This is a genomic window from Streptomyces sp. NBC_00388 (assembly GCF_036061255.1).
Taxonomy (GTDB): domain Bacteria; phylum Actinomycetota; class Actinomycetes; order Streptomycetales; family Streptomycetaceae; genus Streptomyces.
The window spans coordinates 5,315,024-5,328,415 of sequence record NZ_CP107948.1; the positions used below are offsets into that span (position 1 = coordinate 5,315,024).

Annotated in this window: 15 protein-coding genes; 14 read left to right on the forward strand and 1 reads right to left on the reverse strand. The window is 68.0% G+C overall.

Annotated features, from left to right (window positions below; translation table 11 throughout):
• Positions 1–7 precede the first annotated feature (7 nt).
• The 14 genes from OG917_RS23855 (at position 8) to OG917_RS23920 (ending at position 12,754) form a co-directional block, all read left to right on the forward strand.
• On the forward strand, positions 8–655 hold the full coding sequence (locus OG917_RS23855) for an L-threonylcarbamoyladenylate synthase (protein WP_328319656.1): 648 nt from the start codon (positions 8–10) through the stop codon (positions 653–655).
• Positions 652–1,299, forward strand: a complete 648-nt coding sequence (locus OG917_RS23860) for an arsenate reductase/protein-tyrosine-phosphatase family protein (protein ID WP_327295226.1) — start codon at positions 652–654, stop codon at positions 1,297–1,299. The genes OG917_RS23855 and OG917_RS23860 overlap by 4 nt, the downstream gene beginning before the upstream one ends.
• 122 nt (positions 1,300–1,421) lie before the next feature.
• The gene (gene glyA, locus OG917_RS23865; RefSeq protein WP_328319657.1) at positions 1,422–2,663 is read left to right on the forward strand and encodes a serine hydroxymethyltransferase; all 1,242 of its coding nucleotides are present in this window, start codon (positions 1,422–1,424) and stop codon (positions 2,661–2,663) included.
• Between the two features lie 106 nt (positions 2,664–2,769).
• A complete protein-coding gene (locus tag OG917_RS23870; RefSeq protein ID WP_328319658.1) occupies positions 2,770–4,140 on the forward strand; it encodes an MraY family glycosyltransferase in 1,371 nt (456 codons plus the stop codon).
• A gap of 261 nt (positions 4,141–4,401) precedes the next feature.
• Positions 4,402–4,839 carry a hypothetical protein gene (locus tag OG917_RS23875; protein ID WP_328319659.1) on the forward strand — a complete coding sequence of 146 codons (438 nt, stop codon included), beginning with the start codon at positions 4,402–4,404 and terminating at the stop codon, positions 4,837–4,839.
• Between the two features lie 210 nt (positions 4,840–5,049).
• Positions 5,050–5,886, forward strand: coding sequence for a F0F1 ATP synthase subunit A (atpB, locus tag OG917_RS23880; protein WP_328322124.1), 837 nt, complete (start codon positions 5,050–5,052; stop codon positions 5,884–5,886).
• Between the two features lie 73 nt (positions 5,887–5,959).
• Positions 5,960–6,193: an ATP synthase F0 subunit C gene (gene atpE, locus OG917_RS23885; protein WP_326693989.1), complete on the forward strand. Its 234-nt coding sequence runs from the start codon at positions 5,960–5,962 to the stop codon at positions 6,191–6,193.
• 39 nt (positions 6,194–6,232) lie between these two features.
• On the forward strand, positions 6,233–6,775 hold the full coding sequence (locus OG917_RS23890) for a F0F1 ATP synthase subunit B (RefSeq protein ID WP_328319660.1): 543 nt from the start codon (positions 6,233–6,235) through the stop codon (positions 6,773–6,775).
• Positions 6,772–7,587 carry a F0F1 ATP synthase subunit delta gene (locus OG917_RS23895; RefSeq protein WP_328319661.1) on the forward strand — a complete coding sequence of 272 codons (816 nt, stop codon included), beginning with the start codon at positions 6,772–6,774 and terminating at the stop codon, positions 7,585–7,587. Before OG917_RS23890 ends, OG917_RS23895 begins: the two co-directional genes overlap by 4 nt.
• Positions 7,588–7,685: 98 nt before the next feature.
• Positions 7,686–9,281 carry a F0F1 ATP synthase subunit alpha gene (gene atpA / locus OG917_RS23900; protein WP_328319662.1) on the forward strand — a complete coding sequence of 532 codons (1,596 nt, stop codon included), beginning with the start codon at positions 7,686–7,688 and terminating at the stop codon, positions 9,279–9,281.
• A 20-nt stretch (positions 9,282–9,301) separates the two neighbouring features.
• The gene (locus OG917_RS23905) at positions 9,302–10,231 is read left to right on the forward strand and encodes a F0F1 ATP synthase subunit gamma (RefSeq protein ID WP_328319663.1); all 930 of its coding nucleotides are present in this window, start codon (positions 9,302–9,304) and stop codon (positions 10,229–10,231) included.
• On the forward strand, positions 10,232–11,683 hold the full coding sequence (atpD, locus tag OG917_RS23910) for a F0F1 ATP synthase subunit beta (protein WP_328319664.1): 1,452 nt from the start codon (positions 10,232–10,234) through the stop codon (positions 11,681–11,683).
• Positions 11,684–11,814: 131 nt separating this feature from the next.
• Positions 11,815–12,189 (forward strand): F0F1 ATP synthase subunit epsilon, encoded by a 375-nt coding sequence (locus OG917_RS23915; protein WP_328319665.1) that lies wholly within the window; start codon positions 11,815–11,817, stop codon positions 12,187–12,189.
• A gap of 118 nt (positions 12,190–12,307) precedes the next feature.
• Complete coding sequence (locus OG917_RS23920) at positions 12,308–12,754, forward strand: DUF2550 domain-containing protein (RefSeq protein ID WP_328319666.1); 447 nt, start codon at positions 12,308–12,310, stop codon at positions 12,752–12,754.
• Between the two features lie 51 nt (positions 12,755–12,805).
• On the opposite strand, the gene OG917_RS23925 is transcribed toward OG917_RS23920, so the two are convergent.
• On the reverse strand, positions 12,806–13,378 hold the full coding sequence (locus tag OG917_RS23925; RefSeq protein WP_328319667.1) for a cob(I)yrinic acid a,c-diamide adenosyltransferase: 573 nt from the start codon (positions 13,376–13,378) through the stop codon (positions 12,806–12,808).
• Positions 13,379–13,392: the final 14 nt, after the last annotated feature.

The window sequence follows — 13,392 nt, forward strand, 5'->3', positions numbered from 1 at the left end:
GCGCTAAATGGCACGGCGATACGACACCAACGATGCGACCGACCGCACCACCGGTCTGCGTGAAGCCGCGTCCGCCGTCCGCCGGGGCGAGCTCGTCGTCCTTCCGACGGACACCGTGTACGGCATCGGCGCCGACGCCTTCAGCTCCGAGGGCGTCGCCGATCTGCTGGACGCCAAGGGGCGCGGCCGCAACATGCCGAGCCCCGTCCTCATCGGTTCCCCGAACACCCTGCACGGCCTGGTCACGGACTTCTCGGAGCAGGCCTGGGAGCTGGTCGACGCGTTCTGGCCGGGCGCGCTGACGCTCGTCGCCAAGCACCAGCCCTCGCTCCAGTGGGACCTCGGCGACACCCGCGGGACCGTGGCCGTGCGGATGCCGTTGCACCCCGTCGCCATCGAGCTGCTCACGGAGGTCGGCCCGATGGCCGTCTCCAGCGCCAACCTGACCGGCCACCCGGCGCCGGAGGACTGCGACGCGGCGCAGGAGATGCTCGGCGACTCCATCTCCGTCTACCTCGACGGCGGCCCCACCCCCGGCATCGTGCCGTCGTCGATCGTCGACGTCACCGGCAAGGTCCCCGTCCTGCTCCGCGCGGGCGCGCTCTCCGCCGAGGAACTGCGCAAGGTGGTACCTGACCTTGAGGTGGCCAATTGACAGCCCCTGAGGGGCGTGGCATAGGTGCGTCCGCCTCCGGCGGCACGTTCAGGATCCTCCACGTCAGCACAGGCAACGTCTGCCGCTCGCCGATCACCGAGCGGCTGACCCGCCATGCCCTCTCGGACCGCCTGGGCACCGGGCTCGCCGACGGTCTGATCGTGGAGTCCGCCGGCACCTGGGGCCACGAGGGCGCCCCGATGGAGGCCAACGCGGCGACCGTGCTCGCGGACTACGGCGCGGACGCCGGGGGCTTCCTCGGCCGCGAACTGCTCGACGACCACGTCATCCGCGCCGACCTGGTACTCACCGCCACCCGCGACCACCGGGCGCAGGTCATCTCGATGGGCCACTCGGCCGGGCTGCGGACCTTCACCCTGAAGGAGTTCACGCGGCTGGTGCGGGCCATAGACCCGGCGACGCTGCCCGACCCGCTCGACGAGGGCGTGGTGGAGCGGGCACGGGCGCTGGTCCGGGCCGCCGCGGCGCTCCGGGGCTGGCTGCTGGCGCCGACCGTCGAGGCGGACGAGGTGAACGACCCGTACGGGGCACCGATCACCTTCTTCCGGTCGATCGGTGACGAGATCAACCAGGCGCTGGACCCGGTGGTCACGGCGCTCACGGGGGTCGCGGCGCCGCACTGAGCCGCGCCGCGGAACCGGGACCCGGCACCGGGGCGGCGGAGCCCGTCCGCCGTACGGCAGAACACCGGCAGGCGCACCCGAGCGGGCCGTCCTACATTGGACGGGACGCCGAGGAGCCCACGATGCCGGTCACCACCACAGCCCCCCATCCCGCCGGTTTCGAGGCCCTGCGCAGGCAGGACCCCGAGATGGCCGATGTGCTCCTGGGCGAGGACGAGCGACAGGCCACCTCGCTCCAGCTGATCGCAGCGGAGAACTTCACCTCACCCGCCGTGCTGGCGGCGCTGGGCTCCTCGCTCGCCAACAAGTACGCCGAGGGATACCCCGGCGCCCGGTACCACGGCGGCTGCGAGCTGGCCGATCTCGCCGAGGGCATCGCCTGTGAGCGGGCCACAGCGCTCTTCGGAGCCGAGCACGCGAACGTCCAGCCGCACTCGGGCTCCTCGGCCGTCCTGGCGGCGTACGCGGCCCTTCTGACACCCGGTGACACCGTGCTGGCCATGGGGCTTCCGCACGGCGGCCATCTCACGCACGGATCGCCCGCGAACTTCTCCGGCCGCTGGTTCGACTTCGTCGGCTACGGCGTGGACGCGGAGAGCGGACTCATCGACTACGGCCAGGTGCGGGCCCTCGCGCGGCAGCACCGGCCCCGGGCGATCGTCTGCGGCTCGATCTCGTACCCCCGCCACCCCGACTACGCGGCCTTCCGGGAGATCGCCGACGAGGCGGGTGCCTACCTCATCGCGGACGCCGCCCACCCGATGGGCCTGATCGCCGGGGGAGCGGCGCCCAGCCCGGTGCCGTACGCCGACGTGGTCTGCGCCACCACCCACAAGGTGCTGCGCGGCCCGCGCGGCGGCCTGATCCTCTGCGGGGAAGAGCTCGCCGACCGGATCGACCGCGCCGTCTTCCCCTTCACCCAGGGCGGCGCCCAGATGCACACGATCGCCGCGAAGGCGGTCGCCTTCGGCGAGGCGGCGGGGCCGGCCTTCTCGGCGTACGCCCACCAGGTGGTGGAGAACGCGCGTGTGCTCGCCGCCGGGCTGGCCGCCGAGGGCTTCGCGGTCACCACCGGCGGGACCGACACCCACCTGATCACCGCCGATCCGGCGCCGCTGGGCGTCGGCGGCGGGGCTGCCCGTGCCCGGCTGGCCTCGGCGGGGATGGTCCTGGACACCTGCGCGCTGCCCTACGGTGAGGAGCGCGGCATCCGTCTGGGCACCGCCGCCGTCACCACGCAGGGCATGGCGGCCCCGGAGATGGCCGAGATCGCCGCTCTCTTCCCGGCCGGGCTGCGGGAAGAGCGGGGGACCCGTGAAGAAGTCCGTGCACTCGCCAGGAGATTTCCGTCGAATTCGGGCTAGAGCAGTACTCGTGCAACCATCGGAGCTACCCGTGTGTCCTCAACCTTATGCAGGCCGAAGCTAAGGTGTGGGGCTGAGATGGCCAGCGATATCTGTGGGGCAGCCCGTGCGTGAATACCTGCTGACGCTCTGCGTCACGGCCGCGGTGACGTATCTCCTGACCGGGCCGGTCAGGAAGTTCGCCATCATGGCCGGGGCTATGCCGGAGATCCGTGCCCGTGATGTGCACCGAGAACCGACGCCGCGGCTCGGCGGCATCGCCATGTTCGGCGGTCTCTGTGCGGGGCTGCTCGTCGCGGCCCATCTGCAGAACCTCGGCAGCGTCTTCACGCTGTCGAACGAGCCGCGTGCGCTGCTCTCCGGCGCCGGACTGATCTGGATCATCGGTGTCCTGGACGACAAGTTCGAGATCGACGCCCTGATCAAGCTCGGCGGCCAGATGATCGCGGCGGGCGTGATGGTCATGCAGGGTCTGACGATCCTGTGGCTGCCCATCCCCGGCGTCGGCACCGTCTCGCTCACCTCCTGGCAGGGCACCCTGCTGACCGTCGCGCTCGTGGTCATCACCATCAACGCGGTGAACTTCGTGGACGGCCTGGACGGTCTGGCGGCCGGCATGGTCTGCATCGCGGCCGCGGCGTTCTTCATGTACACGTACCGGATCTGGTACGGGTACGGAATCGAGGCCGCCGCCCCGGCGACCCTCTTCGCCGCCGTCCTGATGGGGATGTGCCTGGGCTTCCTGCCGCACAACATGCATCCGGCCCGGATCTTCATGGGCGACTCGGGATCCATGATGATCGGCCTGGTGCTCGCCGCCGGAGCCATCTCGGTCACCGGTCAGGTCGACCCGGACGCGATGAGCCTCAACCTCGGTGGCGGACGTGAGGCCACCCACGCGATGCTTCCGGTCTTCATCCCGCTCCTGATGCCGCTGACGATCATCGCGGTCCCCTTCGCGGACCTGGTGCTGGCGATCGTCCGCCGCACCTGGAACGGCCAGTCGCCGTTCGCCGCCGACCGCGGCCATCTCCACCACCGGCTGCTGCAGATCGGCCACTCGCACAGCAGGGCGGTGCTGATCATGTACTTCTGGTCGGCCCTGTTCGCCTTCGGCGCTCTCGCCTACTCGGTGCGCTCCACGTCCACCTGGATCCTGCTGGCGGTCGTGGTCCTGAGCGGGGTCGGTCTCGGGCTGCTGCTCATGCCGCGTTTCACCCCGCGTGCCCCGAAGTGGGCGCAGCACATCGTCCCGCCCCGCTACCGCAGGAGCCGCCGTCCGGCCGCCGGAACGGAAGCGGAGACGACCGGCGCAGAGGAATCCGACGAGTCGGGCAATTCCCTTGAAATGGAAGATCCCGCCCCACTCGTCGACGTGAACGGAAACGAACCGATTCCGGCAGGCGTCAACGGAGCGACAGCAATTGGTCCCCGATCCGGGCTCCCTGATCGGCGCGAGGCCCGCACGTGGCGTTGAGCATTCCTCTCAACAGGCGCCAATATCAGGCAAACCGACGGCCCGCATGCACAGACGCGCGAGTTAACTCTCATGTGTGACGGGCAGCACACTCCCATGGTAAAGACCTCATCAAATAGTTTGTGATACCGTTCACGAAACCCGGCGATGAAGCCGAAGGGCCGTAGTGCGACGGCTCTTTGGACCCGAGAGTTCCTCTCGAACCGGGCCTACGCTCGTCCATGACGACACCCTGCCCCCACCCGAAGCGGAGCTGCCGCCATGCCGTCCAATGACGCCCGATCACTCCTCCAGACCGCCGTACCCACCGCTGCAGCCGGCGTTGTCGCCGCTGTGATCAGCGGCGTGGTCGCGGGCGGCAAGGGGGCGATCGGGGCACTCGTTGCCACGGTGGTAGTGATGGTCTTCATGGGGATCGGGCTCGTCGTCCTGAATCGCACTGCGAAGTCCCTGCCGCACCTGTTCCAGGCCATGGGGCTCATGCTCTATACGGCGCAGTTGTTGCTGCTCTTCATTTTTGTCGCGGTGTTCAAGAACACCACGTTGTTCAACCCAAAGTCTTTTGCCATCACGCTGGTTGTGGCGACGGTTGTCTGGATCGCGGCTCAGGCGCGGGCACATATGAAGGCCAAGATCCTCTACGTCGAACCGGACTCCGCCGACGGGCACCAGCCCGAGAAGACGGGTTCGTCGAAGTGAAGGGTAGGGGCGGGATAAGCGGGCGTTCTGGATCCTGCTATCGTCCGGTTCCAACTGCGGCACTGCGGGCGCGGGCATCTGAGCTGACGCCTGCACCATCGCGAGGCTCACTGCCTGCCAGCCGCCCCCACATCCGTAACACCAGTCCAGTGCCGAACCGCGGCTGTGCGCCGCGCCGACACAACGAGGTTGCCGTACCCATGCGCCATGTTGAAGGAGCCCGCGGTGAGTGCTGACCCGACGCAGGTGCTCGCCTTCGAGACCGACTGCCACATCTTTGACGGCTGTGGATTCCCGGCTCCCGGCCTGCACTCGTTCCTGTTCAAGCCCCTGTGGGGCGACGGGGACAGCAACTTGTACTTCAACAAGACGATGCTGCTGGCTCTGCTCGGCACGGTCGTCATCGTCGGCTTCTTCTGGGCGGCCTTCCGTAAGCCGAAGGTAGTCCCGGGCAAGCTGCAGATGGTCGCCGAGGCGGGCTACGACTTCGTGCGCCGCGGGATCGTGTACGAGACGATCGGCAAGCGCGAGGGCGAGAAGTACGTCCCGCTGATCGTCTCGCTGTTCTTCTTCGTCTGGGTGATGAACCTCTGGTCGATCATCCCGGTCGCGCAGTTCCCGGTCACGGCGATCATCGCCTACCCGGCGGCGCTCGCAGCGATCGTGTACATCCTGTGGGTGTCACTCACTTTCAAGCGGCACGGATTTGTCGGCGCCCTCAAGAACTTCACGGGCTACGACAAGTCGCTGGGCGCAGTTCTGCCGCTTGCCATGGTCATCGAATTCTTCTCGAACCTGCTTGTCCGGCCCTTCACACATGCCGTACGACTGTTCGCGAACATGTTTGCGGGCCACACGCTGCTGCTGCTCTTCACGATCGCCAGCTGGTACCTGCTGAACGGTATCGGCTTCGCCTACGCAGGCGTCTCCTTCGTGATGACCATTGTGATGACGGCCTTCGAGCTCTTCATCCAAGCCCTTCAGGCTTACGTGTTCGTGCTGCTGACGTGCACGTATATCCAGGGTGCGCTCGCCGAGAACCACTGAGTGCTCCACCCCTGACCTCCATTCGTCCGGTGGCCAACCCCCATCGGTCCGTGAAAGAGAAGGAAGAACTGGCATGTCCCAGACTCTTGCCGCCGCCGTGTCCGGCTCCCTCGGTTCCATCGGCTACGGCCTCGCTGCGATCGGCCCCGGCGTCGGCGTCGGCATCATCTTCGGTAACGGCACCCAGGCACTTGCTCGTCAGCCCGAGGCCGCCGGTCTGATCCGGTCCAACCAGATTCTCGGTTTCGCCTTCTGTGAGGCGCTCGCCCTCATTGGTCTGGTCATGCCGTTCGTCTACGGCAAGTGATCTTCGGATCAGCGAAACCACTAGACGAAGGGCACTGATATGAGCCAGCTGCTCAACCTGGCGGCCGAGACGGAAAACCCGCTCGTTCCGCCGATCCCTGAGCTCGTCATCGGCTTCCTCGCCTTTGTCATCGTCTTCGGTTTCCTCGCGAAGAAGCTGCTCCCGAACATCAACAAGGTTCTGGACCAGCGTCGCGAGGCCATCGAAGGCGGTATGGAGAAGGCGGACGCCGCCAAGCTCGAAGCCGAGAGCGTGCTTGAGCAGTACAAGGCTCAGCTCGCCGAAGCCCGGCACGAGGCCGCGCGGCTGCGCCAGGAGGCGCAGGAGCAGGGTGCCGCACTCATCACTGAGATGCGTGCGGAGGGCCAGCGTCAGCGTGAGGAGATCATCGCTGCCGGTCACACCCAGCTCGAGGCCGACCGCAAGCAGGCCGCGCAGTCGCTGCGCCAGGACGTGGGCAAGCTCGCCACGGATCTGGCCGGCAAGCTCGTCGGCGAGTCCCTTGAGGACCACGCCCGGCAGAGCCGCACGGTCGACCGTTTCCTCGATGAGCTTGAGGAGAAGGCCGAGGCCGCTCGATGAACGGCGCGAGCCGCGAGGCACTGGCCTCCGCACGTGAGCGTCTCGACGCGCTGACCGACAGTCCGTCGGCCGACGCGGCGAAGGTCGCCGACGAGCTGGCCGCTGTCACCGCGCTGCTCGACCGCGAGGTCTCGCTGCGCCGGGTCCTCACCGACCCGTCGCAGGCCGGTGAGGCCAAGGCCCAGCTGGCCGGACGGCTGCTCAGCGGCCAGGTCAGCGGGGACACCGCCGACCTGGTGGCCGGGCTTGTCCGGTCCCGCTGGTCGCAGTCGCGCGACCTGGTCGACACGGTCGAGGAGCTCTCGGCCACCGCCGACCTCACCGCTGCACAGCAGGCCGGCACGCTGGACGACGTGGAGGACGAACTGTTCCGGTTCGGCCGGATCGTCGCCTCCAGCACCGGACTGCGGGCCGCGCTCACCGACCGCACCGCATCGGTCTCGGCCAAGAGCGAGCTGCTCCGCAGCCTGCTCGGCGGCAAGGCCGACGTGGTCACCGAGCGTCTGATCGTGCGTCTTGTGACCCAGCCGCGCGGACGTAGCCTGGAAGCGGGACTCGAGTCCCTGTCCAGGCTCGCCGCGGAGCGCCGGGACCGCACGGTCGCCGTCGTCACCTCGGCGGCGCCGCTCAGCGACGGCCAGAAGGAGCGCCTCGGCGCCGTACTGGCCAAGCTGTACGGCCGCCGGATGCACCTGAACCTGGACGTGGACCCCAGGGTCCTCGGCGGGATCCAGGTGCGGGTCGGCGACGAGGTAGTCAATGGCTCCATCGCCGACCGTCTCGACGAGGCCACTCGTCGGATGGCCGGCTGACCGGCTGACTCAGCCACCAACTCAACAGTACTGATAACGGCCCGAGTTGGGCCGACAAGTAATTGATTCGGGCCCAACAAGGAGAGCAGGGAACCCAGATGGCGGAGCTCACGATCCGGCCGGAGGAGATCCGGGACGCACTGGAGACGTTTGTCCAGTCGTACCAGCCGGACGCGGCCTCGCGCGAGGAGGTCGGTACGGTCAGCGTGGCCGGCGACGGTATCGCGAAGGTCGAGGGTCTTCCCTCGGCCATGGCGAACGAGCTGCTGAAGTTCGAAGACGGCACGCTCGGTCTTGCGCTGAACCTCGAAGAGCGCGAGATCGGCGCGATCGTTCTCGGCGAGTTCAACGGGATCGAGGAGGGCCAGCCGGTGCAGCGCACCGGCGAGGTGCTCGCGGTCGGTGTCGGCGAGGGCTACCTCGGCCGCGTCGTCGACCCGCTCGGCAACCCGATCGACGGCCTCGGCGACATCGAGACCGAGAGCCGCCGTGCGCTGGAGCTCCAGGCTCCCGGCGTCATGGTGCGCAAGTCGGTGCACGAGCCGATGCAGACCGGCTACAAGGCCGTCGACGCGATGGTGCCGATCGGCCGCGGTCAGCGTCAGCTGATCATCGGTGACCGGCAGACCGGCAAGACCGCGCTGGCCGTCGACACGATCATCAACCAGCGTGACAACTGGCGCACCGGCGACCCGTCGAAGCAGGTCCGCTGCATCTACGTCGCCATCGGCCAGAAGGGCTCCACCATCGCGTCCGTACGCGGTGCGCTGGAGGAGGCGGGCGCCCTGGAGTACACGACGATCGTCGCTGCTCCGGCTTCCGACCCGGCCGGCTTCAAGTACCTGGCGCCGTACACCGGCTCGGCCATCGGCCAGCACTGGATGTACGCGGGCAAGCACGTCCTGATCATCTTCGATGACCTCTCGAAGCAGGCCGACGCCTACCGTGCCGTGTCGCTGCTGCTGCGCCGCCCGCCGGGCCGTGAGGCCTACCCGGGCGACGTCTTCTACCTGCACTCCCGTCTGCTGGAGCGCTGCGCGAAGCTCTCCGACGACATGGGCGCCGGTTCGATGACGGGCCTCCCGATCGTCGAGACCAAGGCGAACGACGTGTCGGCGTTCATCCCGACCAACGTCATCTCCATCACCGACGGTCAGTGCTTCCTTGAGTCCGACCTGTTCAACGCCGGCCAGCGGCCCGCGCTCAACGTCGGTATCTCGGTCTCCCGTGTCGGTGGCTCCGCCCAGCACAAGGCCATGAAGCAGGTCTCCGGCCGGCTCCGTGTCGACCTCGCCCAGTACCGCGAGCTGGAGGCGTTCGCCGCCTTCGGTTCCGACCTGGACGCGGCGTCGAAGGCGTCGCTGGAGCGCGGTAAGCGCATGGTCGAGCTGCTGAAGCAGGGCCAGTACGAGCCGATGCCCGTCGAGGAGCAGGTCGTCTCCGTCTGGGCCGGTACCACCGGCAAGATGGACGACGTCCCGGTCGGCGACATCCGCCGCTTCGAGACCGAGCTGCTGGAGTACCTGCGCCGCGAGCGCAAGGAGCTCCTCACCTCGATCGCCGAGGGCGGCAAGATGTCGGACGACACGCTGACCTCGATCGCCGACGCGATCACCGCCTTCAAGCGGCAGTTCGAGACCTCGGACGGCCAGCTCCTGGGCGAGGACGCGCCGGCCGTCAACGTCTCCAAGTGACGACGGAAGGGACCTGACTCATGGGAGCCCAGCTCCGGGTCTACAAGCGTCGCATCCGATCCGTCACCGCGACCAAGAAGATCACCAAGGCGATGGAGATGATCGCCGCCTCGCGCATCGTCAAGGCGCAGCGCAAGGTGGCGGCGTCGATGCCGTACGCGACCGAGCTCACCCGCGCGGTGACCGCGGTGGCGACCGGCTCCACGACCAACCACCCGCTCACCACCGAGGCCGAGTCCCCGGTCCGTGCCGCGATCGTGCTCATCACGAGCGACCGCGGTCTGGCCGGCGGCTACTCCTCCAACGCCATCAAGGCGGCGGAGCGGCTCACCGAGCGACTGCGTGGTGAGGGCAAGGAGGTCGACGCGTACATCGTCGGCCGCAAGGGTGTCTCGTACTACGGCTTCCGCGAGCGCAAGGTCGTGGAGTCGTGGACCGGGTTCACCGACAGCCCGACCTACGCGGACGCCAAGCGGGTCGCCGCACCCCTGATCGAGTCCATCGAGCAGGAGACGGCCGAGGGTGGCGTCGACGAACTGCACATCGTCTTCACGGAGTTCGTGTCGATGATCACGCAGAGCGCGGTCGACAGCCGGATGCTGCCTCTCTCGCTCGACGAGGCCGCTGAGGGCGGAACACCCGCGGACAGCGCGAAGGGCGAGATCCTTCCGCTGTTCGACTTCGAGCCATCGGCGGAGGACGTCCTCGACGCCCTGCTGCCGCGCTACGTCGAGAGCCGTATCTACAACGCACTGCTTCAGTCGGCCGCTTCCGAGCACGCCGCCCGTCGCCGCGCGATGAAGTCGGCGACCGACAACGCCGGGGATCTCATCAAGAGCCTCACCCGGCTTGCCAACGCGGCCCGCCAGGCCGAAATCACCCAGGAAATCAGCGAGATCGTCGGTGGCGCGAGCGCCCTGGCCGACGCGACCGCGGGGAGTGACAGGTAAATGACGACGACTACCGAAAGCGCCGTGACGGCCGCCGCCACGGGCCGCGTTGCCCGGGTCATCGGCCCGGTCGTCGACGTGGAATTCCCCGTCGACGCGATGCCGGAGATCTACAACGCCCTCACCGTCCGGGTCGCCGACCCGGCCGAGGACGGCAAGCTCAAGACGCTGACCCTCGAAGTCGCCCAGCACCTGGGTGACGGCGTGATCCGCGCGATCTCGATGCAGCCCACCGACGGTCTGGTCCGCCAGGCCCCGGTCACGGACACCGGCACCGGCATCACCGTGCCCGTCGGTGACATCACCAAGGGCAAGGTGTTCAACACCCTCGGTGAGATCCTGAACAAGCCCGAGGCCGAGTCGGAGATCACCGAGCGCTGGCCCATCCACCGCAAGGCCCCGGCCTTCGACCAGCTTGAGTCGAAGACCAAGATGTTCGAGACCGGGATCAAGGTCATCGACCTTCTCACCCCGTACGTCACGGGTGGAAAGATCGGCCTGATGGGCGGTGCCGGTGTCGGCAAGACCGTCCTGATCCAGGAAATGATCTACCGCGTCGCCAACAACCACGACGGTGTGTCGGTGTTCGCGGGCGTCGGTGAGCGTACCCGTGAGGGCAACGACCTCATCGAGGAGATGGCCGAGTCCGGCGTCATCGACAAGACGGCGCTTGTCTTCGGTCAGATGGACGAGCCCCCGGGCACCCGTCTCCGTGTCGCGCTCGCCGGTCTGACCATGGCGGAGTACTTCCGCGATGTGCAGAAGCAGGACGTGCTCTTCTTCATCGACAACATCTTCCGTTACACCCAGGCCGGTTCCGAGGTCTCCACGCTGCTCGGCCGTATGCCGTCCGCGGTGGGTTACCAGCCGAACCTGGCCGACGAGATGGGTCTGCTGCAGGAGCGCATCACCTCGACCCGCGGTCACTCGATCACGTCGATGCAGGCGATCTACATCCCTGCGGACGACCTGACCGACCCGGCCCCCGCGGCCACCTTCGCCCACCTGGACGCGGTGACCGTGCTGTCGCGTCCGATCTCGGAGAAGGGCATCTACCCGGCGGTCGACCCGCTGGACTCGTCGTCCCGGATCCTGGACCCGCGGTACATCGCGAGGGACCACTACGACGCCGGTATGCGCGTCAAGGGAATCCTTCAGAAGTACAAGGACCTCCAGGACATCATCGCGATCCTCGGTATCGACGAGCTGGGCGAGGAGGACAAGCTCGTTGTCCACCGTGCCCGTCGCGTCGAGCGCTTCCTGTCGCAGAACACCCACGTCGCCAAGCAGTTCACCGGCGTGGACGGTTCGGACGTGCCGCTCGACGAGTCGATCACCGCGTTCAACGCGATCTGCGACGGGGACTACGACCACTTCCCCGAGCAGGCGTTCTTCATGTGCGGTGGCATCGAGGACCTCAAGGCCAACGCCAAGAAGCTCGGCGTCTCCTGAGTCATACCGACTCGTGTGAGTCATCCGACTCGTGTGAGAGGGGCGGGCGCGTCCCGTCCCTCTCCTCACGCCCATTAGACTTTGACCCAACACCCGGCAGCAGTGCCGGGTGGTGACCCGAGGAGCCACCCTTGGCTGCTGAGCTGCACGTCGAGCTGGTCGCGGCGGACCGTAGTGTCTGGTCCGGCGAGGCGACACTGGTTGTCGCGCGCACCACGTCCGGCGACATCGGCGTCATGCCCGGTCACCAGCCGCTGCTCGGTGTGCTGGAATCGGGCCCGGTGACCATTCGTACGAGCGAGGGCGGGACAGTCGTTGCCGCTGTGCACGGCGGTTTCCTCTCGTTCGCCGACAACAAGCTTTCGCTGCTCGCCGAGATCGCGGAGCTGGCAGACGAGATCGACGTCCAGCGCGCCGAGCGTGCGCTGGAGAGTGCGAAGTCGGATGACGACTCGGCCGCCGAGCGGCGCGCCGATGTCCGACTGCGTGCGGTGACGGGGAACTGACGCCTCCCACCGAGATTTGACCTCAGCCGCGGCCCGTCCGGAACCATCCGGACCGGGTCGCGGCTGAGGCGATGCAGAACCAGTTCCCTTACGGCATGAGGCGAGGAGGTCGGTGTAGATGATCCTCGCTCTGCTTGTGTGCGGCCTGGTCGTCGTACTGGTAGCGGTGGGACTCTTCGTCTTCGGCCTGCGCCGGCGGCTGATCCAGCGCTCCGGGGGCACCTTCGACTGCAGTGTGCGCTGGGACCTGCCGGAGAAACCGGACGGATCGGGCAAGGGCTGGGTGTACGGGGTGGCCCGCTACAGCGGCGACCGCATCATGTGGTTCCGCGTCTTCTCCTACGCCCCGCGCCCGCGCCGGACTCTGGAGCGCCAGTCCATCGAGGTCGTCTCCCGGCGTACGCCGGAGGGCGAGGAGGAGCTGGCGCTGCTCTCGGACGCGATCGTGCTCCGGTGCGCGCACCAGGGTGTCCGTCTGGAACTCGCGATGAGCGAGGACGCACTGACCGGTTTCCTCGCCTGGCTGGAAGCGGCGCCGCCCGGCCAGCGGGTGAACGTGGCCTGAGCGGGCCCGCTCTCCCGGAAGTCACGGGCCGGTACGGCGACGCGGTGTCCTCTACCGTTCGCCGCCCGGGACCCACAGCACGTCACCGATCTCCTTGTTCGCGGCGCGGGCCAGGATGAACAGCAGGTCGGACAGCCGGTTGAGGTAGGTCGCGGTGAGGGCGTTCATCACCTCGCCGTGCACCTCCAGCGCCGCCCAGGTCGACCGCTCGGCCCTGCGTACCACCGTGCATGCCTGGTGCAGCAGCGCGGCGCCCGGTGTGCCGCCCGGCAGGATGAAGCTCCGCAGCTTCTCCAGGTCTTCGAGGAAGCGGTCGCAGTCGGCCTCCAGCTTGTCGACGTAGGACTGTTCCACCCGCAGCGGCGGGAACTCGGGGTCCTCCACCACGGGCGTGCACAGATCGGCCCCCACGTCGAACAGGTCGTTCTGGACGCGGACGAGCACCTTCACCACCTCGTCCGGCAGACCGCCGAGTGCGACGGCGGTGCCGATGGCCGCGTTGGCCTCGTTGGCGTCGGCGTAGGCGGAGATCCGCAGATCGGTCTTGGCGGTCCGGCTCATGTCACCGAGTGCGGTGGTGCCCTTGTCGCCGGTACGGGTGTAGATACGCGTCAGATTGACCATGCGGCCGAGCCTAA

Bases quoted from the DNA above. Each gene is read 5' to 3' on its own strand.
- OG917_RS23855 (WP_328319656.1), top strand. From the start codon at position 8: ATGGCACGGCGATACGACACCAACGATGCGACCGACCGCACCACCGGT.
- glyA (WP_328319657.1), top strand. From the start codon at position 1,422: ATGCCGGTCACCACCACAGCCCCCCATCCCGCCGGTTTCGAGGCCCTG.
- OG917_RS23875 (WP_328319659.1), top strand. From the start codon at position 4,402: ATGCCGTCCAATGACGCCCGATCACTCCTCCAGACCGCCGTACCCACC.
- atpE (WP_326693989.1), top strand. From the start codon at position 5,960: ATGTCCCAGACTCTTGCCGCCGCCGTGTCCGGCTCCCTCGGTTCCATC.
- OG917_RS23890 (WP_328319660.1), top strand. From the start codon at position 6,233: ATGAGCCAGCTGCTCAACCTGGCGGCCGAGACGGAAAACCCGCTCGTT.
- OG917_RS23895 (WP_328319661.1), top strand. From the start codon at position 6,772: ATGAACGGCGCGAGCCGCGAGGCACTGGCCTCCGCACGTGAGCGTCTC.
- atpA (WP_328319662.1), top strand. From the start codon at position 7,686: ATGGCGGAGCTCACGATCCGGCCGGAGGAGATCCGGGACGCACTGGAG.
- OG917_RS23905 (WP_328319663.1), top strand. From the start codon at position 9,302: ATGGGAGCCCAGCTCCGGGTCTACAAGCGTCGCATCCGATCCGTCACC.
- atpD (WP_328319664.1), top strand. From the start codon at position 10,232: ATGACGACGACTACCGAAAGCGCCGTGACGGCCGCCGCCACGGGCCGC.
- OG917_RS23920 (WP_328319666.1), top strand. From the start codon at position 12,308: ATGATCCTCGCTCTGCTTGTGTGCGGCCTGGTCGTCGTACTGGTAGCG.
- OG917_RS23925 (WP_328319667.1), bottom strand. From the start codon at position 13,378: ATGGTCAATCTGACGCGTATCTACACCCGTACCGGCGACAAGGGCACC.